The sequence below is a fragment of the Radicibacter daui genome, assembly GCA_030657355.1.
Lineage (GTDB): Bacteria > Pseudomonadota > Alphaproteobacteria > Radicibacterales > Radicibacteraceae > Radicibacter > Radicibacter daui.
Genome location: CP131056.1, coordinates 2545353 through 2569027, shown reverse-complemented (window position 1 = coordinate 2569027; position 23675 = coordinate 2545353). Strand labels below are relative to the sequence as shown.

Annotated in this window: 26 protein-coding genes; 15 read left to right on the top strand and 11 right to left on the bottom strand. The window is 64.0% G+C overall.

Annotated features, from left to right (window positions below; genetic code table 11):
• Window positions 1-15: 15 nt before the first annotated feature.
• From QTL98_RS12170 to QTL98_RS12145, 6 genes are all read left to right on the top strand, one after another.
• Entirely contained in the window at window positions 16-882 is an 867-nt protein-coding gene (locus tag QTL98_RS12170; protein WP_445678748.1) for an amidohydrolase family protein, read from the top strand.
• Between the two features lie 235 nt (window positions 883-1117).
• Window positions 1118-2218 carry an ABC transporter substrate-binding protein gene (locus QTL98_RS12165; protein ID WP_445678747.1) on the top strand — a complete coding sequence of 367 codons (1101 nt, stop codon included), beginning with the start codon at window positions 1118-1120 and terminating at the stop codon, window positions 2216-2218.
• 1 nt (window position 2219) lies between these two features.
• A complete protein-coding gene (locus tag QTL98_RS12160; RefSeq protein ID WP_445678746.1) occupies window positions 2220-3272 on the top strand; it encodes a FecCD family ABC transporter permease in 1053 nt (350 codons plus the stop codon).
• Entirely contained in the window at window positions 3269-4027 is a 759-nt protein-coding gene (locus tag QTL98_RS12155) for an ABC transporter ATP-binding protein (protein ID WP_445678745.1), read from the top strand. Before QTL98_RS12160 ends, QTL98_RS12155 begins: the two co-directional genes overlap by 4 nt.
• Window positions 4024-5328 carry a hypothetical protein gene (locus QTL98_RS12150; protein WP_445678744.1) on the top strand — a complete coding sequence of 435 codons (1305 nt, stop codon included), beginning with the start codon at window positions 4024-4026 and terminating at the stop codon, window positions 5326-5328. The genes QTL98_RS12155 and QTL98_RS12150 overlap by 4 nt, the downstream gene beginning before the upstream one ends.
• A complete protein-coding gene (locus QTL98_RS12145) occupies window positions 5321-5830 on the top strand; it encodes a hypothetical protein (RefSeq protein ID WP_445678743.1) in 510 nt (169 codons plus the stop codon). The genes QTL98_RS12150 and QTL98_RS12145 overlap by 8 nt, the downstream gene beginning before the upstream one ends.
• Window positions 5831-5848: 18 nt before the next feature.
• On the opposite strand, the gene QTL98_RS12140 is transcribed toward QTL98_RS12145, so the two are convergent.
• From QTL98_RS12140 to QTL98_RS12130, 3 genes are all read right to left on the bottom strand, one after another.
• Entirely contained in the window at window positions 5849-7405 is a 1557-nt protein-coding gene (locus tag QTL98_RS12140; protein WP_445678742.1) for a VOC family protein, read from the bottom strand.
• Between the two features lie 202 nt (window positions 7406-7607).
• On the bottom strand, window positions 7608-8252 hold the full coding sequence (locus QTL98_RS12135) for a hypothetical protein (RefSeq protein WP_445678741.1): 645 nt from the start codon (window positions 8250-8252) through the stop codon (window positions 7608-7610).
• A 123-nt stretch (window positions 8253-8375) separates the two neighbouring features.
• The gene (locus tag QTL98_RS12130; RefSeq protein WP_445678740.1) at window positions 8376-9638 is read right to left on the bottom strand and encodes an ROK family transcriptional regulator; all 1263 of its coding nucleotides are present in this window, start codon (window positions 9636-9638) and stop codon (window positions 8376-8378) included.
• A 296-nt stretch (window positions 9639-9934) separates the two neighbouring features.
• Here QTL98_RS12130 and QTL98_RS12125 point away from each other — a divergent pair, with 296 nt between their 5' ends.
• The 3 genes from QTL98_RS12125 (at window position 9935) to QTL98_RS12115 (ending at window position 12926) form a co-directional block, all read left to right on the top strand.
• Window positions 9935-10963, top strand: coding sequence for a sugar ABC transporter substrate-binding protein (locus QTL98_RS12125; RefSeq protein ID WP_445678739.1), 1029 nt, complete (start codon window positions 9935-9937; stop codon window positions 10961-10963).
• Between the two features lie 116 nt (window positions 10964-11079).
• Window positions 11080-12138, top strand: a complete 1059-nt coding sequence (locus tag QTL98_RS12120) for an ABC transporter permease (RefSeq protein ID WP_445678738.1) — start codon at window positions 11080-11082, stop codon at window positions 12136-12138.
• Window positions 12135-12926, top strand: a complete 792-nt coding sequence (locus tag QTL98_RS12115) for an ATP-binding cassette domain-containing protein (RefSeq protein WP_445678737.1) — start codon at window positions 12135-12137, stop codon at window positions 12924-12926. Before QTL98_RS12120 ends, QTL98_RS12115 begins: the two co-directional genes overlap by 4 nt.
• Before the next feature lie 72 nt (window positions 12927-12998).
• On the opposite strand, the gene QTL98_RS12110 is transcribed toward QTL98_RS12115, so the two are convergent.
• Both QTL98_RS12110 and QTL98_RS12105 read right to left on the bottom strand, forming a co-directional pair.
• Window positions 12999-13631: a glutathione S-transferase family protein gene (locus QTL98_RS12110; protein WP_445678736.1), complete on the bottom strand. Its 633-nt coding sequence runs from the start codon at window positions 13629-13631 to the stop codon at window positions 12999-13001.
• A 67-nt stretch (window positions 13632-13698) separates the two neighbouring features.
• Window positions 13699-14271 (bottom strand): carboxymuconolactone decarboxylase family protein, encoded by a 573-nt coding sequence (locus QTL98_RS12105; protein ID WP_445678735.1) that lies wholly within the window; start codon window positions 14269-14271, stop codon window positions 13699-13701.
• 207 nt (window positions 14272-14478) lie between these two features.
• Here QTL98_RS12105 and QTL98_RS12100 point away from each other — a divergent pair, with 207 nt between their 5' ends.
• From QTL98_RS12100 to QTL98_RS12080, 5 genes are all read left to right on the top strand, one after another.
• Window positions 14479-14889, top strand: a complete 411-nt coding sequence (locus QTL98_RS12100; RefSeq protein ID WP_445678734.1) for an NUDIX hydrolase — start codon at window positions 14479-14481, stop codon at window positions 14887-14889.
• A gap of 97 nt (window positions 14890-14986) precedes the next feature.
• Window positions 14987-15346 carry an ArsR/SmtB family transcription factor gene (locus QTL98_RS12095; RefSeq protein ID WP_445678733.1) on the top strand — a complete coding sequence of 120 codons (360 nt, stop codon included), beginning with the start codon at window positions 14987-14989 and terminating at the stop codon, window positions 15344-15346.
• Between the two features lie 52 nt (window positions 15347-15398).
• Window positions 15399-15869, top strand: coding sequence for an SRPBCC family protein (locus QTL98_RS12090; RefSeq protein WP_445678732.1), 471 nt, complete (start codon window positions 15399-15401; stop codon window positions 15867-15869).
• The gene (locus QTL98_RS12085; RefSeq protein WP_445678731.1) at window positions 15869-16498 is read left to right on the top strand and encodes a glutathione S-transferase family protein; all 630 of its coding nucleotides are present in this window, start codon (window positions 15869-15871) and stop codon (window positions 16496-16498) included. Before QTL98_RS12090 ends, QTL98_RS12085 begins: the two co-directional genes overlap by 1 nt.
• A 57-nt stretch (window positions 16499-16555) precedes the next feature.
• A complete protein-coding gene (locus tag QTL98_RS12080) occupies window positions 16556-17020 on the top strand; it encodes a GNAT family N-acetyltransferase (RefSeq protein WP_445678730.1) in 465 nt (154 codons plus the stop codon).
• 18 nt (window positions 17021-17038) lie between these two features.
• Here QTL98_RS12080 and QTL98_RS12075 read toward each other — a convergent pair whose 3' ends face one another.
• Window positions 17039-17911, bottom strand: coding sequence for a LysR family transcriptional regulator (locus QTL98_RS12075; RefSeq protein ID WP_445678729.1), 873 nt, complete (start codon window positions 17909-17911; stop codon window positions 17039-17041).
• 211 nt (window positions 17912-18122) lie between these two features.
• Here QTL98_RS12075 and QTL98_RS12070 point away from each other — a divergent pair, with 211 nt between their 5' ends.
• Window positions 18123-19376, top strand: a complete 1254-nt coding sequence (locus tag QTL98_RS12070) for an MFS transporter (protein WP_510637482.1) — start codon at window positions 18123-18125, stop codon at window positions 19374-19376.
• Window positions 19377-19459: 83 nt separating this feature from the next.
• Here QTL98_RS12070 and QTL98_RS12065 read toward each other — a convergent pair whose 3' ends face one another.
• Genes QTL98_RS12065 through QTL98_RS12045 form a run of 5 tightly spaced genes read right to left on the bottom strand, consistent with a single transcriptional unit; the run spans window position 19460 to window position 23673 of the window.
• On the bottom strand, window positions 19460-20338 hold the full coding sequence (locus QTL98_RS12065) for an SMP-30/gluconolactonase/LRE family protein (RefSeq protein WP_445678728.1): 879 nt from the start codon (window positions 20336-20338) through the stop codon (window positions 19460-19462).
• 3 nt (window positions 20339-20341) lie between these two features.
• Window positions 20342-20992, bottom strand: a complete 651-nt coding sequence (locus tag QTL98_RS12060) for a 2-dehydro-3-deoxy-6-phosphogalactonate aldolase (RefSeq protein ID WP_445678727.1) — start codon at window positions 20990-20992, stop codon at window positions 20342-20344.
• Between the two features lie 46 nt (window positions 20993-21038).
• Window positions 21039-21965 carry a 2-dehydro-3-deoxygalactonokinase gene (locus QTL98_RS12055; protein WP_445678726.1) on the bottom strand — a complete coding sequence of 309 codons (927 nt, stop codon included), beginning with the start codon at window positions 21963-21965 and terminating at the stop codon, window positions 21039-21041.
• Window positions 21966-22015: 50 nt separating this feature from the next.
• The gene (locus QTL98_RS12050) at window positions 22016-22795 is read right to left on the bottom strand and encodes an SDR family oxidoreductase (protein ID WP_445678725.1); all 780 of its coding nucleotides are present in this window, start codon (window positions 22793-22795) and stop codon (window positions 22016-22018) included.
• A gap of 8 nt (window positions 22796-22803) precedes the next feature.
• Window positions 22804-23673: an aldose 1-epimerase gene (locus QTL98_RS12045; protein ID WP_445678724.1), complete on the bottom strand. Its 870-nt coding sequence runs from the start codon at window positions 23671-23673 to the stop codon at window positions 22804-22806.
• Between the last annotated feature and the right edge of the window lie 2 nt (window positions 23674-23675).

Genomic DNA, 23675 nt, shown 5'->3' with positions numbered 1-23675 from the left:
AAAGCGAGTGATCTCATGACCAGACTGGCGCTGCCGTTTCACCCGGCTCCCAAGAAGCCGGATCTCGCCCTGCCTGCCGGGGCCTGCGATGCCCATTGTCATGTCTTTGGCCCGGCGGTGGTCTTTCCCTTTGCCGCTTCCAGCACCTACACGCCGGTCGATGCGCCAAAGGAAAAACTGTTCGAGCTTCATCGCCATCTGGGCTTCGCCCGCTCTGTTGTTGTGCAGGCAAGCTGCCATGGCACCGACAACCGCGCGATGATGGATGCGCTGGCCGCGGGAGGCAGCAATTATCGCGGTATCGCGATGGTGGAGCGGGATATCTCCGCCATAGAGTTGCAGGCCCTGCATGAGGGCGGCGTGCGCGGCGTGCGCTTCAACTTCGTCACCCATCTCGGTGCCGCGGCCGATTTCGGCGCCATCCGCGAGATCGTGGAGAAGATCAGGCCGCTCGGCTGGCATGCCGTGGTGCATTTCGATGCTTTCCGGCTGGAAGAGCTGGCGCCGTTCCTGCGTTCGCTGGAGATGGTTCTGGTCATCGACCATATGGGCCGCATCGACCCGGCCGCCGGCGTCGACCAGCTGGCGTTCCGCCTGCTGCTGGAGCTGATGGAGGATGAGCGTTTCTGGGTGAAGGTCAGCGGCTCCGAGCGCCTGTCGCGCACCGGCCCGCCCTTCGAGGATGCGGCGCGCTACGGCAATTACCTTGTCGAGCGTTTCCCGGACCGGGTGCTGTGGGGCACCGACTGGCCGCATCCCAACATCTACCAGAACATGCCGGATGACGGCGCGCTGGTGGACCTTCTCAGGATCATCGCTCCGCGTTCGGAGCAGTTGCAGGCGCTGCTGGTGGATAACCCGACGCGGCTTTACTGGTCTTGAAGCTGCCGGCCGGTGTTGTCGGGCAGGGCAGGGGGCGGTCATCAGGCCGCCCTTTGTTATTTCAAAGGGTTATTCTCGGTCCTTCAGGGCCGGCTTGCATAATGAGCGCCGCGGATTAGTTCTTTGTATTAATTTTAATGCGAGTCACTCGCAGTATTGAATTGACATATTTAAGGAAATTTGAGACCTCGACAGCACAAGAGAACTATTCTCATTTGCTTCGAGAGGCTCCGCAATGTCCCGCGCTCATGCCCCGCTGGTGGCGCTCCTGACTTTTGCCGCGATGGCCGCTGCCGGCACCGCATCCGCCGATCCCATCGTCATCACCGATCATGAAAACCGCACGGTGACGCTGGCAAAACCGGCGGAGCGTATTGCGTCCATTCCCATCCCCATGGCGTCCACCATCATCACCATGGATGGCGGCACCGGCAAACTGGTGGGCATGAACCCGACGGCCAAGTCGGCGATCATGGAAGGCATCCTTGGCAAGATTTATCCCGGGGCGAAGGACATCCCCTCCGACATCACGGCGCCGAACTTTATTCCCAATGTCGAGGAGCTGGCCGCCACCAATCCCGATCTGGTGGTGCAATGGGCGGATCGCGGGGCCGACCTTGTCGACCCGATCACCAATGCCGGCCTGACCGCCATGCTGATCTCCTACGGCACGGAGGAGAAGGCCCAGCAGTATCAGGCCATGGTGGCAACCGCGATGGGCAAACCCGAGCGGGCAGCGATGATCAATGGCTGGCGCGACAGGGTGGCGGCCGAGATCGCCGAGACCTCAAAATCCATTCCGGCGGACAAGAAACCCCGCGTGCTCTATCTCCAGCGCGCACTCGGCGGCATGCTCGCCTCTGGCGCCAAGGGTAATTACAACACCTTCTATATCGAGTTGGGTGGCGGCATTTCGGCCTCGGCCAATCTTGAGGGCAATGGTGTTGCCATCAGTGCGGAGCAGGTAGCGGAGTGGAACCCGGACGTCATCCTGCTCAACAGCTTCGAGGCCAAGCTCGATATCAGCTGGGTCTATAACGACCCCATCCTGTCGCTGACCAACGCCGCCAAGGATCACAAGGTCTACAAGATGCCGCTCGGCGGCTACCGCTGGGACCCGCCCAACCAGGAAAGCCCGCTGACCTGGATGTGGATTGCCGACCTGCTGCACCCGGAAGTCTTCCACTACGACCTGCGCACCGAAATGCGCAAGGCGTACAAGTCGCTCTATAATTACGAGCTCACCGACGGCGATATCGACGGCATCCTGTGGATCGAGATGCAGGGCGGCGAGACCAACTACGCCCAGTTCAAGGCCAGCGGGACGGTCAACTGAAATGCGGGCCGCGCTTGCGCTCGGCCGTCGCCTCACTGTGCCGGGGCTTCGCTTCGGCACATGGGGCGTGCTGACGGCGCTGATGGTGGCAGCCATGCTGTTTTCCATCGGCGCCGGCCGGTTTTCGGTGACGGTGCCGCGCGTGGCGGAAATCCTCTCCGCTGCCGCGCTCGATCCGCACGCCGCCATCACCCAGATGGATGAGCGCATCGTGCTGCTGGTGCGGCTGCCGCGTGTGCTGCTGGCCGCGCTTTCCGGGGCCGCACTTGCCGTGGGCGGCGCGGCCCTGCAGGGCGTATTCCGCAATCCGCTGGTCTCCCCGCAGGTGCTTGGCATCAGCCAGGGGGCGGCCTTTGGCGGGGCGCTTGCCATCCTCTTCGGTTTCGGTGGCACGGTGCTGCTGGGGCTCGCTTTTGTCTTCGGCCTCAGTGCGCTTGTGCTGGTCGGGTTTTTGGCCCGCATCAATGGCCGCACAGAGGTGATCACCGTCATCCTCTCCGGCATGGTGATCGGCGCGCTGTTTGCCGCGCTTGTCTCCGTCATACAGTTTGTGGCTGACCCCAACACCTCGCTGCCGGCCATCGTCTACTGGCTGATGGGGTCCTTCTCCACCGCCACCTGGGGGCGGCTGGCGCTCGCGGTGCCGGGCATGGGGCTGGGCCTCGTGGCGATCTGGTTCCTGCGCTACCGGCTCAACCTGCTGGCGCTGGAGGAGCAGGAGGCGCGTTCGCTCGGCGTCAACCCCGACCGGGAGCGCTGGTATGTCTTCATTGCCATTTCTCTGATGACCGGCACTTCCGTTGCCGTGGCCGGTATCGTCGGCTGGATCGGCCTTGTGGTGCCGCATGCCGCCCGCATCCTGGTGGGGGAGGATCACCGGCAGTTGATCCCGGCTTCCGCCTTGCTGGGCGCGGCCTATCTCACCTTCGTCGATACGCTCGCCCGCACGCTGACGGCAGCCGAAATCCCGCTCGGCGTGCTTACCGCGCTCATAGGCGCGCCGGTCTTCGGCTATCTGCTGCGCCGGCATTTCCGGGAGGCGAACCGGGCATGATCGGGCTTCAGGATGCTGCCGTTGCCTTTGGCGAGCGCACGCTCTTCTCCGGCATCAGCTTCTCCGTGCCGGTGGGGCGCTCCATGGCCATCCTCGGTCCCAACGGCCGGGGCAAGACCACCTTGCTGCGCGCCTTGCTGGGATTGCAGCCCTTGCGGCAGGGCAGCCGGCAGGCGCCGCCGGTCAGCGGCTATGTGCCCCAGCACGGCGCCTCGCAGGCACGCCTTACCGGCCTTGAAGTAGTGGTGATGGGCCGTGCCGCCCGGCTCGGCCTTTTCGGCCAGCCCGGCTCCGGCGATCAGGCAGCCGCGCTGCAGGCGCTGGAGGAGGTGGGGGCCGGGCACCTGGCCACCCTTCGTTATGATCGCCTTTCCGGCGGCCAGCGCCAGATGGTGCTGATTGCCCGGGCGCTTGCCACCGGCTCGCCCGCGCTGCTGTTCGATGAGCCGACTTCGGCGCTGGATCTCGGCAACCAGTCCCGCACGCTGGAGCTGCTGGACCGGCTGCGCCTCAGGCGCGACAAGGCCATTCTCTTTACCACCCATGACCCGAACCACGCCCTGGCGGCAGCCGATGACGTGCTGCTGATGATGCCGGGCGGGGAGGAGGTGCATGGCCCCGTCCATGAGATGATCGAGCCGGAAAAACTCGGACGTCTTTACGGCGTGCCCATGCGCTGGGTTTCCGTGGCCGGGCCGGAGGGCGAAGAGCGCCGCGCCATCCTGCCGGCTTTTGCCGGTATCGAGGCGGCATGAGCGTCCTTTACCTGCAATCCGTCTGGGGCGCGCCGCCTCCACGGCTCGCCGCTGCGGCCGGGCGCGGTGAGGTGACAATCCTGCCGCAGGCGGAATTCACACCGCGGCACCTTCTCTCTTTCTCCGGCCTCATCACCGACAACCAGCTGGATCAGGATGCCCTGCTGGAGATGAAGGATAGCCTCGCCGATTTTCTGGCCCGTGGCGGGCGCTGGTTCTTCAACGGCCATCTGGTGCGCCCGCTGGTGGAGGGCATGGCGCCGTACCAGCCGATCCGGCAGCCGAAACGCGCGGATTTTGACCTCCACAGCCTGAACCCGCATCCGCTGTTTGACGGTATCGACCTCAAACAGCTGGAGACCAACAAGGGCGTCGCCGGTTTTTACGGTCGCGGCTGCAATCCGCTGCCGGAAGGGGCAGTGGCGATCAATGGCCTCGGGCCCGCCGGCGTGCCGGTTGACTGGGTGTGGGTGATGCCGGGCGGCGGCCGGTTCTTCTCCCATTCCGGCAATGATCTCGGCGCTCTGGGCGTGGAATGGGGCCTGCCGGGCGAACTGACGGACCGCATTATCCGCTGGGCCGCGGGCGGCCCGTGCCTCGCCCCTGATCTTGCGGGGGTGACCCGGTCGGAAGCCGTCTTGCCCCTGATGCCAGCCGAACCCTATCCGGCGTCACGCCGGGCGAAGGCCGGGCGCCGCCGGATGGTGGCCCCTTCCTGCGGCAGTTATTATCACACCCACAGCTTGCTCGGCGCCCGTTATAGCGAGGCGTTTGATGTTGTGTGCCGGCCGGAGGAACTGGGCGACACCCTGCGCCCGGATGATATCCTGTGGGTACCCTGCCGCTCGCCCGCCGGGCGCCTCATGGCGCAGAAGGCAGTGATCGCGCGGCATCTGGCAGCTGGCGGCACAGTGGTGGCCACCGGCGAGAGCAACAGCGAACTGTGGCTGCCGTCCATAAGCTTCATCCCCACACCGACCAACTGGTGGTGGTGGCTGGAGCCGGGGGCCGATCTTGGCGTGGAGATCACCGCGCCCGGGCACCCGTTGATGGCCGGTATGGGCAAGGCGGATGTCACCTGGCATCTGCATGGCTGGTTCGCTCCCCCCGCCGGCGCCGAGGTGCTGGTGCGTGATGGGGAAGGGAAGGCGGTGCTCTATGTGGATGGGGCCTCCACCCCCGGCCGGCTGATCGTCACCTCGCTCGATCCGATGTTTCACCACGGCTCGCATTTCATGCCGGCGACGACGCTGTTTCTCGACCGGTTCATCCCCAATCTGAAAGCCTGGCTGAATGTCTGACGCCATCACCGTTGCCGAAAACGGCACCCATCTCACTTTCACCTTCGCGTCGATCATGGAGTATCACGGCGGTGGTTTCCCCGGCGGCGTGGTGCATGGGCTGAAGGCCATGCAGGCGGCGTTTCCGCTGCTTTCCGATACGCCGCCGGAGCGGCGCGAAATCTCCATCGTCACCGCCTTCACCGGCCCCGGCGGGCGCGATGCGCTGGAGATGGTAACGCGCGCCCTGACGGAAGGGCGCCTCATCGTTGACCGCAGCCTTGGCGGCAAGGATGTGATCACGGATCTGCCGGGCCCCTATCTTTTCCGTTTCAGCTATCGCGGCAAGACGGCGGAAGCCACCATCACGCCCGGCCATGTGCGCGAGGAGTTCGTGACCCTCGGCGCCAAAAAGGACAAAAGCCCGGCCGAAACAGCGCGCCATGAAGAGCTGAAGCGCGAAATGGCGGAGCGCCTGCTGCCGCTGCCCGCCACCGAAATCTATCGGGCAAAGCTGATCTGAGACCGGCGCCGCCGCGCTTTAAGCGAACCAGCCCGTCGTAAGGTTGCGGGCGACTGCACTATCGTCCGGGCTGAGTTCATGGCCGGCGTGCACCATATGGCTGGTGACGTCCGCACAGCGGGCGCGCAGTGCGTCTGCCGGAGAAGGGTGCTGTTGCCGGTAGGGATCATCGCGTCCGTCGAGGATGACGATCCGGCTGCCGGTAAGGTCTGCCTGCGGTGGGTTCTCCAGCACCGAAACCGGGCGCAGCAGCAGGCACCGGCTTGCTAGCGGTGGGTGCAGCATCATGGCGGCAGCGAGGAAATTGGCGCCGTTGGAATAGCCGATAAAACTCAGCTTTTCCGGCGCCAGCCGGTACCCGGCAACAAGCTCCTCGATAAAGGCTGCAAAAGCGGCGGCTTCGGAGCGGATATCCTGCTGATCGAAGCCACCACCGGCAAGGCGGCGGAACCAGCGCAGATTGCCTTCCTCCGTGCTGCGCCCGCGCACCCCCAGCAGCGTGGCGTGAGGCGCCAGCCGGGCGGCAAAGGGCATCAGGTCGGCTTCATTGCCGCCGCTGCCATGCAGCAGGATGATCACGTTGCCATCCGGCTCGACTGGGGTGTGGAAACGGTGCACGAAGGGCAGGTCGAGATACCGCACCCGGTCTTCATCCGGCAGGGAGAATTGCGGCAGCCGCAGGCGAACATCCTCAGCGTAGGCTGCATCGGCTGACGGCACCAGCAGCGCCGAGCCAAGGCTCTCCAGCGGTTCATCCACCAGCATGCCCGGTCCGTCAGTGGCCATTTCGATAAGCGTCTCGCCCGGTTCGCGCACATAGAGCGAGGCGAAATATTTGCGGTCATGCACAGTAACCGGCCCGCTGTTGAGCTGCTGGAGCCGGGCTTCCACTGCCTTGAGCTCGTCCTCATCTTTGGCCCGCAGCGCGACATGGTCGGCAATGCCGGTGCCGGGAATACCCGGCCAGAAACCTGTTGCCTCACGCACATCGATCACATCGCCGCTGTCCGAGACCAGCCGCTCCGTGGTGCCGGCGCGGATGAGGGGGCGATACCCGAAATAACGCTGCAAAAAGGCGGAGGTCTGCTCCGGCACCGCCGACAGCAGGCTGGCGCCCCGGATGCGGCGGATGGCATCGCGCGGCTCAACGCCCCGCGCCTGCGGCAGCGGCGCGCCGGCTTCAAGCGGGCTACCGACAAGCTTGACGATAACGCCGTCCGGATCGCTGAGGCGTAGTACAGGTTCCCCAAATTCCTGCGCCGGGCCGCTAACCTTGAGGCCGAAGCTGAGCGCGCGGGTCAGCCAGAAACCGATGCTGTCCGGCTCCACGGCAAAGGCGATCTCCGCCACCTGCCCGAGCCCAACCCGGCCGGGTGCCCCATCCTCCCAGACCAGGAAGGTGATGAGCGATCCCGGCGAGCCGATGCTGTCGCCATAAAAGAGATGCAGCTGTTCGGCATCCTCAAAACCGCCCGTGCGCTTGACGAGGCGCAGGCCCAGGAAACCAACATAAAAATCGACATTCGCCTGCACCTTGCGGGTAACGAGCGTGATGTGGTGAATGCCCGAGGTCATGCGATGCGCCTTGTCTTCAGGAAGTTCCTGCCATTTAAAGATCTTGAAATAAAATTTTAAAACGCGAAATATCCTATATTTTTTGTATAAATCAAGGACCGTTTTGGTTGGCAGGAAGTTGGCTGGAGTCTCCGTTTGAGCCGGGCGTCAAAGAATTGAATTCATTGATTGGGTTTGTTTTTCATGTTTTTAAATAACATATTCAAATTTTGTTACGTACGCGGAAGGGGGGAATTGCTGCCAGCCCTAAACACCATGAAATTGATATTATGAAAGGCTCCAAGGCTGACCAAAGTAGCCAAGGCTGGGGTTGTGTAGCTGAGATTTGATCAAGAATGAGGAGATGCTCTTTTGTGGCTCGCTCCAGGCGATCAACAGAATGTTTCCAAATGGGGTCCTTAACAGTTTTAAAATCGATGTCAGGTGGAGCGAACGCCATCCGGCTTTTGTCCCAAGAGCTTTTCATATAGATGTTGATTTTCTTGAATATACCGCAGGCAACTAGGCGCTGTTCTTCAATTTGATCAAAATTCGAAGGAGAAAAGTCGGTTCTTATGGGATTGAACTCGCAAAGGAATTTCTCCGACGACGAAACCTCGGAGGCAATGTCTTCTCCAGCTCTCTCCAATCTGTCAGTTAGAAGCTCAGCTTTAGCCAAATTAACTGTGCTTAATGCTGAATGAAAACTCGTCAGTAATGCGGCGCCGCCTAAAAATAAAGCGATATACGCGAGCCGCGCTCTGCCAGTTTCGTTGCAAAACAGATACGACATAAGGTGAGTTAGCACGAAAGAGATTGCTGTAAACCCAGCCAATGCCCAGCCATTTCCCATCCATTCGGATATCATTGACCTTCTCTAGCGATATGTTGCGTGGTCGCCTGAAAGGTCCATACTACCAAAGTAAATAAATGACGATAAGCGTTCTCGTGAGAGCCTGTTTTCGGGAATTGCTATTTTTTATAGCTCGCCTCAACCAGTCTGCATGTCCTTGAACAGCACCGTCTGGTCGGTGAGGTAGCGCGAGAAGAGCGGCAGGCTGGCGGCGCCGGTGGCGCGGGCGCCGCTGCCGATCTGACCTTCCTCGATGCGCGGGCGGGTGATGCCCTGATGGTCGAGGGCGGCGAGGGCGGTGCGGGTGGCTTCGGCCAGCCGTTTGCGGATGGTGGGCGTGAAGCCGCCATCGATCACCACCGCCTCGAAATCGATGACGCTGCACACGGTGAGCGCCGCCACCGCAAGGCTGCGGGCGGTGAACGAAATCCACTCATCCATGATGGGGCCAAAATCGTCCCACTCTTCCGGCAGGCGCCAGATGGAGCTGGCGTCGCGCCCGGCCTCCTGCACCATGCGCTCCAGCACCAGAACCGAGGCGCCGTCGATGAGCTGGCGGGGGCGGGAGGTGGGGCCGGTCGGATCGGCGGCCGGGATGGGCATGGAGCCGAAGGCGCCGGCATTGCCGGTCTTGCCGGGATAAAGCTCGTGGTTCAGCACCACGCCGCCACCGGCAAAGATGCCGATGAAGAAATAGGCGAAGTCGGAAAATTGCGGCCCGATGCCGAAAATAAGCTCTGCGGCGCAGGCGGCGGTGGCGTCATTCTCCAGAAAAACCGGAAAACCGCTCGCGTCATAAAGCAGTTGCGGCACATTGGCCTGGCGCCAGGCCTCGCGCTCCTCTGCCGGGGCGCCCACGGCTTCCGCCCAGTTCCAGATTTCCCCCGGCATGGCAACGCCAAGGCCGCAGATTCGGGCCATCTGCTCGGGCGGCAGGGTGCCTGAAAGTGCGGCTATGCCGTCCTTCACGAAGGCCAGAATCGCGGCAAGGCTGGGGTAGGGATAGGCATGGTGGCGGCGCAGGCGGATGGTGCCGACAAAATCCATCAGCACCAGTTCGGTCGAGCGGCGGCCGATCTTGAGCCCAAGGGAAAACACTCCGTCGGGGTCGAGCCGCATGGGAATCGACGGCTGGCCCACCTTGCCGCGCACCGGGTCGCCACGCTGCAGCAGCCCGTCTGCCTCCAGCGCACGCATGATGACGGAGACGGTCTGCGCCGAAAGGCCGGAACGCCGCGCGATCTCCGCCTTGGAGAGCTCGCCATGCCGGCGCACCAGCGAGAGCACGAGCCGCTCGTTGTAGGCGCGCACGCGGATGTGGTTGGCGCCGCCGCTGGGGTCGATAACCTTGTTGCCGACGGGCGCTGTCGCTTCGTCAGTTGAGCCAGCCAGAGCGCTCATTTCCATCCCGGATGTTCTTGTCCGCCGGCACCATAGCGGCTCGGGCCGATGCGGTGCCGAATTTTATGGGGCCCCGTCAGGCAAGCGCATTCCAATTAATAAATCAATCTGATTTATCTATTGACGGACGGCAGGCTTGATGGTTGCTTCTTGCACGGGACGCCTTCGCCAAACGGAACCGGCATGAGACCGGCCCCTTCGTCGGACAGCCGAAAAAGGGAACCGGAAAGGTTCCGGCAGCAGGCGCCGTAACAGGCCGGAAAACGGCCAGATATCGTTCTCGGGAGGAACGCTTGATGAAGAAGACCCTCATTCTTTCCGCCATAAGTGCGCTTGCCGTCTGTGCCTCTCTGGGCGCGGCCCCGGCCAGCGCTGCCGGCGTTTCCGCCTGCCTCATCACCAAGACGGATACCAACCCGTTCTTCGTGAAGATGAAGGAAGGCGCGCTTGCCAAGTCCAAGGAATTGGGCATCGACCTCAAGACCTATGCCGGCAAGGTGGATGGCGACAGTGAAAGCCAGGTAGCGGCGATTGAAAGCTGCATCGCCGACCATGCCAAGGGCATCCTGCTGACGGCGTCCGACACCAAGGGCATCATCCCCTCGGTCAAGAAGGCGCGCGACGCCGGCATTCTGGTGATCGCCCTCGACACGCCGCTCGATCCGGCGGATGCCGCCGATGCCACCTTCGCCACCGACAATCTTCTGGCCGGCAAGCTGATCGGCGAGTGGGCCAAGGCGACGATGGGCGACAAGGCCAAGGACGCCAAGGTCGGTTTCCTCGATCTCACCCCGTCGCAGCCGACGGTCGACGTGCTGCGTGATCAGGGCTTCATGATGGGCTTCGGCATCGATCCGAAGGACCCGAACAAGATCGGCGACGAGACCGATCCGCGTATCGTTGGCCATGATGTGACCAACGGCAACGAGGAAGGCGGGCGCACCGCCATGGAAAATCTGCTGCAGAAGGACCCGGATATCAACGTCATCCACACCATCAACGAGCCGGCGGCCGTCGGTGGCTATCAGGCGCTGAAGGCGGTGGGCAAGGAGAAGGACGTGCTGATCGTCTCCGTCGATGGCGGCTGCCCGGGCGTCAAGGCCGTGGCCGATGGCCAGATCGGCGCCACCTCGCAGCAATATCCGCTGCTGATGGCCTCCAAGGGTATCGAGGCGATTGCCGCTTTCGCCAAGGATGGCACCAAGCCCAAGCCCACCGAGGGCAAGAGCTTCTTCGATACCGGCGTTTCGCTGGTGACGGACAAGCCGGCCAAGGGTGTGCCCTCCATCAGCGTGAAGGAAGGCCTCGACAAGTGCTGGGGCTGATGCCCTTCGCGTCTGACGCCTCTTGAGACGAACGGGAAGGGGCGGTGGGAGCCGCTCCTTCCTCTCGTTTTATCAGCCAGCAGAACTCCTTAAAAAATTCGGGAGGAAGGTTCGCCGTGGCAGCCCTTCAGGAGTTCGAGAAGGTTCTCGACAAGAGCGACAAAAACGTCGCGACCTTCAGGAAGCACACGCCGCTTCAGAAGGTGCAGCATTTCCTGCATTCAACGCCGGCCGCGGTGCCGGCCATCGTTCTCATCGCCGCCATTATCATCTTTGGCGTGCTGAAGGGGGAACGCTTCTTCTCCGCCTATACGCTGACGCTGATTTTGCAGCAGATCGCCATCGTCGGCATTCTCGGCGTCGGGCAGACGCTCGTTATCCTGGTGGCCGGCATCGATCTGTCCATCGGCGTCATCATGGTGATTTCCACCGTGATCATGGGCAACTGCGCCATCACCTACGGGCTGCCGGTGGTGCTCTCCATCGGCATCGGCGTTCTTGCCGGCGCGGCGGCGGGCCTGCTCAACGGCTTTCTTGTCGCCATCATGCGATTGCCGCCCTTCATCGTCACGCTCGGTACCTGGTACATCGTGATGGCGACCAATTTCATCTATTCCGCCAACGAGACCATCCGGGATGCCGACATCACGGAGAAGGCCAATTTCCTGCATTTCTTCGGCGTGAGTTTCAAGATCGGCGGGGCGGTCTTCACCCTCGGCGTGGTGCTGATGATCGTGCTGGTGGGCGGCCTCTGGTACGTGCTCAATCACACGGCCTGGGGGCGCCATCTCTATGCGGTGGGCGATGACCCGGCGGCAGCCGAACTCTCGGGCATCCGCGTCAAACGTGTGCTCATCTCCGCCTATATGCTGGCGGGCATCATCGCGGCGCTGGCCGCCTGGGTTGCCATTGGCCGCAACGGCTCGATCTCTCCCTCGGCGGCGGTCACCGAATATAACCTGCAATCCATCACCGCGGCGGTCATCGGCGGTATCTCGCTCTTCGGCGGGCGCGGCTCCATCGTCGGCACGCTCATCGGCGCCATGATCGTCGGCGTCGTTTCCATGGGCCTCAACATGCTGGGGGCCGACCCGCAGTGGAAAGTGTTCCTCACCGGCGGTCTCATCATCTCCGCCGTGGCCGTGGACCAGTGGATCCGGAAGGTGGCGTCATGACCCAGAGCGGCAAACCCGAACCCATCCTCAAGGCACGTGGTCTCGTGAAGCGTTATGGCCGCGTGACCGCGCTCGACAGTGCGGATTTCGATCTTTATCCCGGCGAAATCCTGGCCGTCATCGGCGATAACGGCGCCGGCAAAAGCTCGCTCATCAAGGCGCTTTCCGGGGCGATCTGGCTCGATGAGGGCGAGATCGAACTGGACGGCAAGCCGGTCAATTTCCGCTCGCCGATGGAAGCGCGCGATGCCGGCATCGAGACCGTCTACCAGAACCTGGCTTTGTCGCCGGCGCTTTCCATCGCCGACAACATGTTCCTTGGCCGCGAGATCCGGCGCCCCGGATTTCTCGGCAGCTGGCTCAGGATGCTGGACCGGCCACGCATGCAGCAGATTGCCCGTGACAAGCTCTCCGAGCTTGGGCTCATGACCATCCAGAACATCGGCCAGGCGGTGGAAACCCTCTCCGGCGGCCAGCGCCAGGGTGTGGCGGTGGCGCGGGCTGCGGCCTTCGGCTCCAAGGTGGTGATCATGGACGAACCTACGGCAGCCCTCGGCGTCAAGGAATCCCGCCGGGTGCTGGAGCTGATCCTCGATGTGCGGGCCCGCGGCCTGCCCATCGTGCTCATCTCCCACAACATGCCGCATGTGTTCGAGGTGGCGGACCGTATCCATGTCCACCGCCTCGGCAAACGCCACTGCGTCATCAACCCCAAGGACTACACCATGTCCGACGCCGTGGCCTTCATGACCGGCGCCAAGGACCCGCCGGAGGTGATGGCGGCCTGAGCGCAGCACAGGCACGGAACGCAAAAGAAGGCCGGCGATGCGCTCCATCGCCGGCTTTTTTTCATGGCCTCTTCAGCCTGTCGCCAGCGCTGAAAGGCGGCTGATCGCGCGCTGCACCGCCGGGCGCTCTTCCAGCTTCTGGTACCAGCGCTGCAGATTGGGCGTCTCTTCCAGCGACACTTCGGCAAACTGGCGGCGCCAGAACCAGCCGAAATGGGCGAGATCGGCAATCGTCAGCTCATCCCCCGCCATATAGGGCTGGGCCGCCAGCCGGGCATCGAGCAGGCCGATGAGGCGCAGCGCCTCGGTGCCAAAACGCTCGATAGCAATCGGTTGGGGCGAGGGGGCGGATTTGCGGAACCAGCCGGCATTGCCGAAAGCCGGGCTGAGGCCGGAGGCGTGAAAGAAAAGCTGCTCGAACACGCGTGCCCGGCCAGCGCCGGCAGCGGGCAGAAGCCGGCCTGTCTTTTCAGCCAGATAGACCAGAATGGCGGCACTCTCGCTGAGCGCAAGCGGGCCACCTTCGGCATCGGCATCAACCAGAACCGGCACCTTCTGGTTGGGGTTGAGCGCGGCAAAACCCGGGCTCTTCTGCTCCCCGGCGCGCACATTTACGCCGATGAGCCGGTAGTCGAGCCCGAGTTCTTCCAGCACCAGGGCCGGCTTCAGGCTGTTGGGAGTGGCAAAGGCGTAAAGCTCCAGCATCTGGCGGGCCTTGTCTTTTGTGGGGAAGGGAGGCCCCGCCCGATTTCGGGCGGGGCCTTGCGGCTGCTCAGGCAGCCTTCAGCTTGCCCGGCGCTGTCCATTCCGCGCCCTTCATGAAGCTGTCGTTCGGCGTTTTGGCCAGATGGTTGGTGTGGTTGGAAATCAGCTTGGTGGCGGCCAGCACCAGCACATCCAGCACGGCGCGGTTGTCGTAACCCGCAGCCTTGAAGGCGGCGACATCCGCCTCGCTCACCGCGCCGCGCTGCCGGGTGACGATGGCCGCGAACTGGCGCAGGGCTTCGAGCTTTGCATCGCCCACCGGCTGGCCATCACGAACGGCATTGATGGTCGCATCGTCCACCTTGGCCATGCGCGACAGGTTGGTGTGCCCGGCCATGCAGTAGGTGCATTCGTTCTCATAGATGATGGCGAGATAGGCGACGTTGCGCTCCACGGCGCTGAAGCCCGTCTTCTCGGCAATGCCCCAGAGGGTGGAATAGGCCTCCAGCGCCGCCGGGCTTTCGGCCAGCACACGGTGCAGGTTGGGCACAAAGCCCCAGGCATTCTGCACGCCGGTGAGGATTTCTGCCGAACCGGCAGGGGCGGTGGCGGTGTCATGCAGGGTAAAGCCGTTGATCATCTTGCTCTCCTTGGGAACGGCGCCGGATTTGGCGGCGCCAGTTGCGGCTGAAAGGAGAGTTACGCCCTGCTGATCGGGAATGGATGAGAGCTCGATGCGATATTAAATATTCCCGTGAGGAATGATTTATCCTGAAAGGTGGCTACGGATTGACGCCGCCGGAGTGCTCATGCAGCCATGCTGCCGGTGTGAAAGGGAGAGGGCGGTATGCAGACGGAACCGAGAGTGGGCTGCGGGGCGGCAATTGTGGATGGCGACGGGCGCCTGTTGCTGATCCAGCGCCTGACCGAACCGGAAGCCGGCTGCTGGGGCCTGCCGGGCGGCAAGGTCGATCTTTTTGAAGTCGCCGCCGAAGCGACCGCGCGGGAGATTGCCGAGGAGCTGGGCATCACCATCGTGGCGCAGGAACTGCTCTGTTTCGTCGACCAGATCGACCGGGTTGCCGGCATCCACTGGGTGTCGCCGGTCTATCTGATCCGGAATTTTACCGGCACGCCCACAATCCTTGAGCCGCACAAACATGGTGGTCTTGGCTGGTTTGCGTTGGCCGATCTGCCGGCAAAGCTGACCGTGCCCACCCAGTTTGCGGCACGGGCGCTCAAACAAAAGTCACGCTGACGGATTTCGGCACTCATTGACGGATCGGCTCACAAAGAGGCCGCTTGATCTTTTCTGGCTTCATATTTTACTATTTAGCTAAATAGAGGAATTAAACATGCTCGATGCCCTCAGCCAGACCTTTGCCGCTCTTGCCGACCCGACGCGCCGGGCCATTCTCCAGCGCCTGTCGTCGGGTGAGGCGACAGTGGGAGAGCTGGCTGAACCTTTTGATCTCAGCCTCGCGACCGTCTCCAAACATCTGAAGGTGCTGCAGCACGCCCGTCTGGTTTCGCAGACCCGCAATGCCCAGTGGCGGCCCTGCCGGCTGGAAGTTGCGGCCCTGCGGGAGATCGATGGCTGGATGGATCAATACCGGCGGTTCTGGGCCGGGAGTTTCGAGCGTCTCGACGATTATCTTGAGGCCGTGCAGGCCGGGGAGGGGAACAGTGGCGACGACGACCAGAATCCCGACTGATGTAAAACCCGCGGCGCCGGCGGGCGAACGGCGGACGGGCGAAGAGCAACGAGTGGGAGGCGATGCCCGCACGCTCACCATCAGCCGTATCTTCAGGGCGCCCCGGCCGCTTGTCTTCAGCGCCTGGGTGGAAGCCGAGCGTATCGCCCGGTGGCTGGGGCTGCCGGGCTTCATCGTCGTCCACCAGCATTTCGACCCGCGGCCGGGTGGCGGGTTTCGCTCCACCATGATCGAGCCGGACGGCACCGAGCACAGGCTCTTTGGCAGCTACCAGGAAATTGCCCCGCCTGAGCGGCTGGTTTTTACCCATGCATGGGAACTTGAGGATGGCACCACCAGCCCCGAAACGCTGGTGACGCTGGAGTTTTTTGACCATGGCGGCGACACGCGCCTGGAGTTTCGCCAGGAAGGGTTCGCCGACCGCAAGGCCCGTGACGACCATGCCGGAGGCTGGACCCTGTGTCTGGGCCGTCTCGATAGCTGGCTGCTCACGGGTGAAAACAAGCCGCAGGGAGCAGTGTGATGACGCAGATAGAAATCATCGGCATTCCGGTCAGCAACTATGTCCGCGCGGTGCGCATGGCCTGCGAGGAAAAGGGTGTCGCCTATCGGCTGACCCCGGCCATGCCGCAATCGGAAGAGGTGCGGCTCATCAGCCCGGTCGGGAAAATTCCCGTCATGCGCCATGGCCCGGTAACCCTTTGTGAGTCCCGGGCCATTGCCGGTTATCTCGACACGATTTTTCCCGAGATGCCGCTGCTGCCCAAAGAACCGCTGGCCGCCGCAGAAGTCGAGCAATGGATATCGCTGGTCAACACCACGATGGACCGGCCCTTTATCCGGGAGTACGTGCTCGGTTATGTGGTTCCGCGCGGCGCCGATGGCGGGCCCGATCGTGCTGCCATCGCGGCTGTGGTGCCGGTGATGGAGCAGCAACTGGCCGTGCTGGAAGCTGCCCTTGAGGGCAAGGAGTTTCTGGCGGGCGATCGGTTCAGCTTCGCGGACATCAATCTGATGCCGATGCTTGCCGGCATAAGCGCCTTCCCGGAAGGGGCGCGGGCTCTTGCGGCCTCGCCCGTCGTGGCCGCTTATTTTGAGCGTCATGCCCGGCGCCCGAGTTTCATCAGGACGGCCGTCGACCGGCGGCATTGAGTGCCGCCTTGTCCCGGCCGCCGCTTTTGCCCGCCATTCTTTGCAAGGGAAGTGACGTTGAACCCTCAAACTGGCATTCGCCCCGTCCAGCCGGGAGATTACGACGCCTGGCGACCGCTCTGGCACGGGTACAACGCCTTTTACGGCCGCTCCGGGCCGACGGCGCTGGCGGGGGAGATCACCGCCGTCACCTGGTCGCGGTTCTTTGATGCCTATGAGCCAATGTTTTGCCTGGTGGCGGAGGCGGAAGGGCAGTTGCTCGGCCTTGCCCATTTCCTCTACCACCGCTCGACCACAGCAATCGCGCCGAGCTGTTATCTGCAGGACCTCTTTACTGCCGAAGAGGCGCGCGGACGTGGTGTTGGGCGGGCACTGATCGAGGCGGTTTATGCCCGGGCGGACGCCGAGGGCTGCGGGCGGGTTTACTGGCAGACGCACGAGACGAACCGGACGGCGATGGCGCTCTATGACCGGCTTGCCGAAAAGTCCGGCTTCATAGTTTATCGCAAGATACTGCCGTAATATTTTGTTTTGATTTTATTATACCCTCTCCGACAAGGCGGCGATGAAGGCCCGGACCTTGGCCGGGACCAGCCGGGCGGAGGGGTAGACGGCCCAGATGCCCATCGGTTCGATATCGGCATCTTCCAGCGGCAGGCGGATCAGCCGGCCGGCATCTACATCCGGGTCGGCATTCCAGCCCGAGAGTTTGGTGATGCCGAAACCGCCAAGGCAGGCTTCGTGCACCGCCTCCAGCGAATTGGCGCTGAACCGCCCCGTAACCCGCTGGTGCACCAGCTTGCCGGCCTTGTCGATGAAGGGCCAATGGCTGGTGCCGGTAACGGAGAGGCACTCATGCGCCGCCAGCTCGGCCATGCGTTTCGGGGCGCCATGCCGGGCCACATAGTCCGGCGTGGCATAAAGCCATCGTGGATTGTCGCCAAGGCGCCGGGCGATCAGCGTATTGTCACGCAGCTGGGCGATGCGGATGGCGACATCGATACCCTCGGCCACGATGTCGACGATGCTGTCCGTCATCAGCAAATCCACCCGCAGCGCCGGGTTCGCCTCCAGAAAAGCCGGTATCATCGGCGCCACCACCTTGCGCCCGAACGGGGCGGAGGCGGTGATGCGCAGCAGGCCGGAGGCACCGGCGGAAGAGGGGCGCAGCGCATCCCGCGCGTCGGCCTCGTGTTCCAGCATCGCTTGCGCGTGAGGCAGAAAGGCTTCGCCTTCCGGCGTCAGCGATAGGGCCCGCGTCGTGCGATGCACCAGCCGGCTGCCCAGCTCATCTTCCAGCGCGGTCAGGCGGCGGGAGGCGGCCATGGGTGTGATGGAAAGCCGCCGGGCGGCGGCGGCAAGGCTGCCGGCCTGCACGGCCTCCACCAGAACGGCGACATTGTCGAGATCCACCGGCCAGTCCCCCGCGTTTGCGTGAATTATAACGAATATCGTTAGTCTGGCATAACGATGCTGCCGACTACAGCGGATATTGATGGAAGGGTAACTCTGTTGGCGACGAAAGGCCCGACCATCTCCGGCCTTCCGGTGCCTGACCGCCAGTGGCCCGCAAGCCGCCGGTCAGCCCGTCATCAGGGGCGGCCCAGCCGCCCGGGAGTTTGTCATGAGCCATGTTGCCACCCCGCCCGCCGGCAACGCCGCGCCGGCGAGTACCTCCACTGCCGGTGAGGCCGAAAACACGCATATCCACGGCGCCTCCCATCAGCCGGCGCTGAGCCGGGCGCTGACCTTCACCATGGCGGCCGCTTCCGGCCTTGCCGTCGCCAACATCTATTACAGCCAGCCGATGCTGGGATTGATGGAAGCGGACCTGCCGGGCGGCGCCACCAGCTTCATTCCCACCGCCACCCAGTTCGGTTACGCCGCCGGCCTGTTCCTGCTGGTGCCGCTCGGCGATCTGGTGGAGCGCCGGCGCCTGATCGTCACCCAGTTTCTGGTGCTCGCCGCCGCGCTTGCCGGGGCCGCACTGGCACCGGCCGCCAGTCTTGCGCTGGTGGCGGCGCTGGTGCTGGGCATCGCCGCCTCGGTCACCCAGCAGATCGTGCCCTTTGCCGCGCATCTTGCCTCGCCAGCCAAACGCGGCGCGGTGGTGGGCACGGTGATGTCGGGTGTGCTGACGGGCATTCTTTTAAGCCGCACGCTTTCCGGCTTCGTGTCCGCCCATGCCGGCTGGCGCGAGATGTTCTGGCTTGGCGTGCCGCTGGCACTCGGCTCTGCCGCGTTGATAGCCTGGCGCCTGCCCAAAAGCCTGCCGGAAGGCAGCGGCCTCAGCTATGGCAAGGCCATGCACTCGCTCGCCCATCTGTGGCGAGAGTTTGCCGAGCTGCGCCTTGCTACCTATACGCAGGCGCTGTTGTTTGCCGCTTTCATGGCCTTCTGGAGCATCCTTGCCCTGCGCCTGCAGCAGCCGCAATTCGGCCTTGGCTCCGAGATTGCCGGTCTCTTCGGTGTCGTCGGGGCGGTTGGCATTCTTGCCGCGCCGATAGCCGGCCGCATCGCCGACAAAAGCGGCCCGCACCGCATGATCATGCTGGGCGCGGTGCTGGCGCTTGCCTCCTGGGCGCTCTTTGGCCTCTGGGCGTCGCTGGCCGGCATGGTGGTGGGCGTGGTGCTGCTGGATTTTGCCGTGCAGAGCGTGCTCGTCTCCAACCAGCACATCATCTATGCCCTGCGCCCCAGCGCCCGTTCGCGCATCAACACGCTCTTCATGGGCGGCATGTTCCTCGGCGGGGCGCTCGGTTCGGCTGCCGCCGCCCTTGCCTGGCAATTCGGCGGCTGGGCCGGGGTCTCCGGACTGGGTGTTGCCCTTGCCGCTGCGGCGACACTCCTGCAACTGCGGGCCCTTGCCAGCCGGTAAGGGGCTTTGCGGGCGGCGGGACCCGAAAGCCAAAGGGCGGAGCCAGCCGGCTCCGCCCTTTGTTTGCTGGTCTTTTCAGCGGATCAGATTTTGACTTTCGGCTCTGGCCGGCCGCGTACCGGCATATCCACCAGCAGCGTCATGCCCGCCATCGGCTCCGCTTTCTGTTTTGCTTCGTCAAACCCTTCGAGCGCGGAGGTCACGGCAATACGGTCCGCCGCGGCGCCGAAAAAGGCGGGGCAGGAGGGCTGGCTGACGGGCAGGGGCACGGAATGCACGATCTTGCCGTCGGCCGGGCCATAGGCCACCAGCCGGCTGTCGCCCCAGCGCGCATTCCAGATGAGACCGTCCAGATCGACCACCGAGCCGTCAAAGCCGCCCGTGCCCGAGTTCCTGAGGAACAGGGTGGGCTCGCCTTGCGGCAGGCCGGTTTCCGGATCGCAGGCCACCCGCATCAACATGCCGGCATCGGTATCGGCGTAATAGGCAACCGTGCCGTCGGGCGAGAAGGCGATGGCGTTGGGGATGGTGATCTGGCTGTAGAGGGTGCGCAGCTCGCCCTTGAAGAACCAGTAGATGGCGCCGGCGCCTTTCTCCAGCTTCTTGCCCATGGTGCCGAACCACAGCGCGCCGCAGGGATGCACCCGGGCATCGTTGCTGCGCGTCACGCGGTTTTCCGCCTCCACGGCCTTCAGCAGCGACAGGCGGCCAGTGGCGCGCTCGCGCACATGAAGGCCGGTTTCAGTGAAGATGAGCTGGCGCTCGCCATCAATCTCGGCCATCGCACTCGCCATCTCGCCCAGATCATGTACCCGCGTCGGCCCGCTGCCGGTTTTTTTCTCCAGCAAATGTCCGGCGACGATGTCGAACCAGTAAAGCGCGCCGGCGGTATGGTCGAAACTCGGCCCCTCGCCAAGCTGGCAGCGGTGATCGGAAATGACGCTGACGGTTTGCGTCTTCATCTTTTATCCCTCCCCAAAGGTCCGGTCCCAGCCCTCGGCCGCAGCACGGGCGCGTTTGGCTACTTCTGCCACCGTCATGCCGGGTTTGAACAGGCTCGATCCAAGCCCGAACAGGCTGACCCCGGCTTTGGAATAGGCGGCAAAGTCCCCCTCCGACACGCCGCCCACCGCACCGACGGGAGTTGTCGTCGGCAGCACCGCCTTCATGGCGGCGATGCCCGCCGGGCCGAGGACATTGGCCGGGAAGAACTTGAGCGCCGAGGCGCCGAGGCGGATGGCGAGAAACGCCTCCGTCGGGGTCATCACGCCCGGCATGGTGACCATGCCATGGGCGGCGGCGCGCTCCATCACCGCCTGGTCGATATTGGGGCTCACCAGCAATTTGCCGCCGGCCTCGGCCAGCCTGTCGACATTCTCTGCCGTCAGCACCGTGCCGGCGCCGACCAGCACCTGGGGGGGCATGGCGGCAGCGATGCGGCGGATGGAGGTGAAGGGATCGGGCGAATTGAGCGGCACCTCGATCGCCTCGATGCCGGCTTCGAGAATCACCTGCGCCATGGCAACCGCCTCGTCCGGCTGCAGCCCGCGCAGGATGGCAACGAGCCCGCGCCGGAGCGGGGGGAAGGCGGCTGTGGTTTTCTGGATATCGGTCATGGCGGGCGCTTTCGGGCGGGAGACTTGGGAAACAGGGCAGGGCGGGTCAGGCGACCATGCCGTTCTGGCGCGCGGCTTCATAAAGGCCGGAGCGCACGGCGGCCTCGGCATCCACGCTGCGCACCTCAAAACCGGCAAGGGTAAAGGCGGCGGCATAAAGCCCCGCCAGAGGGCCGGAGGCGATCAGCACCACCCGGCGGGCCGGAAGCGGCGGCAGGTGCAGGAGGGCAGAGGCGATTTCGGCGCCGATCAAAAGGCCGGAGAGCCGGGCGGCCGCATCGGCTGGGGAAAGGCCGTTGAGCAAGGTGCCGGCCCGGATGGAAAACAGCCGGGCGGAAAAATCGCCCCCTTCGGCAAGCGCCGTGCGGCAGGCTTCGGCAAAAGCCGGGCTGGAGGCAGCGACCGCAGCCGGCGGCTCACCAAGGGAATGACGCAGGATCGACTGGCCGGCGATCAGGGCATAAAGCTCGCCCGTCGGCCAGGTGCCGAAGGTCTTGACGCGGCCATTCTCCACCGTCACCCACTTACAATGGGTGCCGGGCATGCAGACCAGATGGGTTCCCTCAACCGGCAGGCCGGCGCCGGCAAGCTGGGTTTCTTCGCCGCGCATCACGTCGGGGGCATCCGGCGTGGTCTGGGCAAGGCCGGGCACGATGCGGATATCGGCGCCCGGCTGCGGTACGCGGGCGGCTTCCTTCAAAACCGCGCTCAGCGGGGCAGGCACCGGCACATAGGGTGCCTCGATCCAGCCCCGGCGCGAGCCGGCCATGCCGCAGATGATGGCGGGCAGGCCGGCGGGGGCCTGCAGCTTTTCCAGTGTCGTCGCGTAAACGGTGGAAAAACGCTTCTTCTGCGCCTCGATCAGCCCGTCATCGCTGCGATGCTCCGCCAGCACGCTGCCGTCGCCGGCCATCAGCCAGGCGCGCAGGCGCGTTGTGCCCCAGTCGATGGCTATCAGGGCTGGTGCGGGCATGGTGGAACTCCAGAAAAGACGGCAACGGGAAAGGAGGCGGTGGGGGAACGTCAGACGGCGTGCTGGAGCATGCTGAGCCCGCCATCCACCACCAGACAGGCGGCATTCATGAACGGGCATTCATCCGATATCATGAACACGGCGGCGCGGGCGATCTCCGCCGGTTTGGCGATGCGGCGGCCGGGGTGCAGCGCCATGGTTTGCGCCCGCGCAGCCTCGGGGTCGGCAAAGCCGTTCCAGTAATCGATCACCTTCTGCGTTTCGACATAACCCGGGGCGAGGGCGTTTACCCGCACGCCGGCAGCCGCATATTCGAGCGCCAGCGATTTGGTAAGCCCCAGCAGCGCGTGTTTGGCGAGCGGGTAGGGGAAGGTGTGCGGGATGATGGTGAAGGCGTGCGTGGAGGCGATGTTGAGGATCGCCCCGCCGCCGGCCGCGATCATGCCCGGCAAGGCCGCCTTGCAGCAGTTCCAGGCGCCCTTGAGGTTGATATCGAAGCAGCGCTGCCATTCTTCCTCGCTGGTCTCCAGCGGGGTGTTGAAGACATTGATGCCGGCATTGTTGATGAGCGCGTTGACGGGGCCGATGCGCTGTGCCGCGTCAGCCATGGCGGAGGCGATGGCCGCGCTGTCGCTAATGTCGGCGGCAGCCCAGCCGAGCCGTTCCGGCGGCGCGTCGAGGCGTGCCACGGTTTCGGCAAGGAGCGCTCCGTCACGATCCACCAGAAACAGGCTTGCCCCTTCCCTGAGGCAGTCTTCGGCAATCGCAAGGCCGATGCCCTGCGCCGCCCCGGTGAGGAAAATATTTTTTCCGGCAAGCCGCGTGCTCATGGCTCTCCTCAAGGCTCCGAAATCGTCAGGGTAATGCTGCCGGCAAGCGTTTCGCCCGGTGCCAGCAGGTGGAGACCCCGCGGGCCTTCGCTGGCAAGGGCGTTGGGGGCATGGCTCATTGGCTCAAAACAGAAGAACTGCTGATCCTCAACCGGCGCATAGATCATGCAGGTGGAAAAAACCGCATCGCCAGCGATATCGACCGCAAGGCCATTCTCCGACCATTCGATACGCGCCCTGCCGCTCCAGCCGCGATAGCCGTTATTGAGCCGCCGGGCCGGCAGGGGTTTGAGCTGGCTGAAATCGACTTCGGGCGGCGGCGGGCATTCTGCTTCGGGCAGAAAGTCCGGCCCTTCCGGCCACCAGCCTTGCGCGGGTGCCAGCAGCCGGGTGCCGGCAGTGCGGGGAAAATAGGGGTGGAAACCGATGCCGAAGGGCAGGGTGTCCTGCCCGAGATTGGTAACTTCCATCGCCATCCGCAGGACCGGACCTTCAAGGCTGAAACATTGTTCAGCCCGGTAGAGATGCGGAGAGTGCGCGGCCTCTGACTGCCGGAACGACAGGCGCAGCAAGTCCGCCCGATGCTCCTCCACCTGCCAGGAACCGAGCCAGCCATCGCCATGCAGGTACCAGGGCCCGTCCGTGTTGGGCGTGAACGACCAGTGCCGGCCCTGAAGCTCGAAGCCATTGTGCTGCACGCGGTTGCCGACAGGCACCAGCGGGAAACAGGATGCCCGCAGAACCTCCGGCCCCTCCCCGTCCACAAAGGGGCGCAGAAAGGGCAATCCCTGCCGGGTCCAGCCGCCGAGCAGCACACCGCCCTCGGTGCCGGCCTCGACCACCAGCTTGTCGCTGGTTATCCGCAGGGATTGCCCCATGA

Bases quoted from the DNA above. Each gene is read 5' to 3' on its own strand.
- QTL98_RS12070 (WP_510637482.1), top strand. From the start codon at position 18,123: ATGAGCCATGTTGCCACCCCGCCCGCCGGCAACGCCGCGCCGGCGAGT.
- QTL98_RS12065 (WP_445678728.1), bottom strand. From the start codon at position 20,338: ATGAAGACGCAAACCGTCAGCGTCATTTCCGATCACCGCTGCCAGCTT.
- QTL98_RS12085 (WP_445678731.1), top strand. From the start codon at position 15,869: ATGACGCAGATAGAAATCATCGGCATTCCGGTCAGCAACTATGTCCGC.
- QTL98_RS12115 (WP_445678737.1), top strand. From the start codon at position 12,135: ATGACCCAGAGCGGCAAACCCGAACCCATCCTCAAGGCACGTGGTCTC.
- QTL98_RS12135 (WP_445678741.1), bottom strand. From the start codon at position 8,252: ATGATATCCGAATGGATGGGAAATGGCTGGGCATTGGCTGGGTTTACA.
- QTL98_RS12165 (WP_445678747.1), top strand. From the start codon at position 1,118: ATGTCCCGCGCTCATGCCCCGCTGGTGGCGCTCCTGACTTTTGCCGCG.
- QTL98_RS12160 (WP_445678746.1), top strand. From the start codon at position 2,220: ATGCGGGCCGCGCTTGCGCTCGGCCGTCGCCTCACTGTGCCGGGGCTT.
- QTL98_RS12095 (WP_445678733.1), top strand. From the start codon at position 14,987: ATGCTCGATGCCCTCAGCCAGACCTTTGCCGCTCTTGCCGACCCGACG.
- QTL98_RS12145 (WP_445678743.1), top strand. From the start codon at position 5,321: ATGTCTGACGCCATCACCGTTGCCGAAAACGGCACCCATCTCACTTTC.
- QTL98_RS12140 (WP_445678742.1), bottom strand. From the start codon at position 7,405: ATGACCTCGGGCATTCACCACATCACGCTCGTTACCCGCAAGGTGCAG.
- QTL98_RS12055 (WP_445678726.1), bottom strand. From the start codon at position 21,965: ATGCCCGCACCAGCCCTGATAGCCATCGACTGGGGCACAACGCGCCTG.
- QTL98_RS12130 (WP_445678740.1), bottom strand. From the start codon at position 9,638: ATGAGCGCTCTGGCTGGCTCAACTGACGAAGCGACAGCGCCCGTCGGC.
- QTL98_RS12170 (WP_445678748.1), top strand. From the start codon at position 16: ATGACCAGACTGGCGCTGCCGTTTCACCCGGCTCCCAAGAAGCCGGAT.
- QTL98_RS12150 (WP_445678744.1), top strand. From the start codon at position 4,024: ATGAGCGTCCTTTACCTGCAATCCGTCTGGGGCGCGCCGCCTCCACGG.
- QTL98_RS12050 (WP_445678725.1), bottom strand. From the start codon at position 22,795: ATGAGCACGCGGCTTGCCGGAAAAAATATTTTCCTCACCGGGGCGGCG.
- QTL98_RS12060 (WP_445678727.1), bottom strand. From the start codon at position 20,992: ATGACCGATATCCAGAAAACCACAGCCGCCTTCCCCCCGCTCCGGCGC.
- QTL98_RS12100 (WP_445678734.1), top strand. From the start codon at position 14,479: ATGCAGACGGAACCGAGAGTGGGCTGCGGGGCGGCAATTGTGGATGGC.
- QTL98_RS12105 (WP_445678735.1), bottom strand. From the start codon at position 14,271: ATGATCAACGGCTTTACCCTGCATGACACCGCCACCGCCCCTGCCGGT.
- QTL98_RS12125 (WP_445678739.1), top strand. From the start codon at position 9,935: ATGAAGAAGACCCTCATTCTTTCCGCCATAAGTGCGCTTGCCGTCTGT.
- QTL98_RS12045 (WP_445678724.1), bottom strand. From the start codon at position 23,673: ATGGGGCAATCCCTGCGGATAACCAGCGACAAGCTGGTGGTCGAGGCC.
- QTL98_RS12110 (WP_445678736.1), bottom strand. From the start codon at position 13,631: ATGCTGGAGCTTTACGCCTTTGCCACTCCCAACAGCCTGAAGCCGGCC.
- QTL98_RS12155 (WP_445678745.1), top strand. From the start codon at position 3,269: ATGATCGGGCTTCAGGATGCTGCCGTTGCCTTTGGCGAGCGCACGCTC.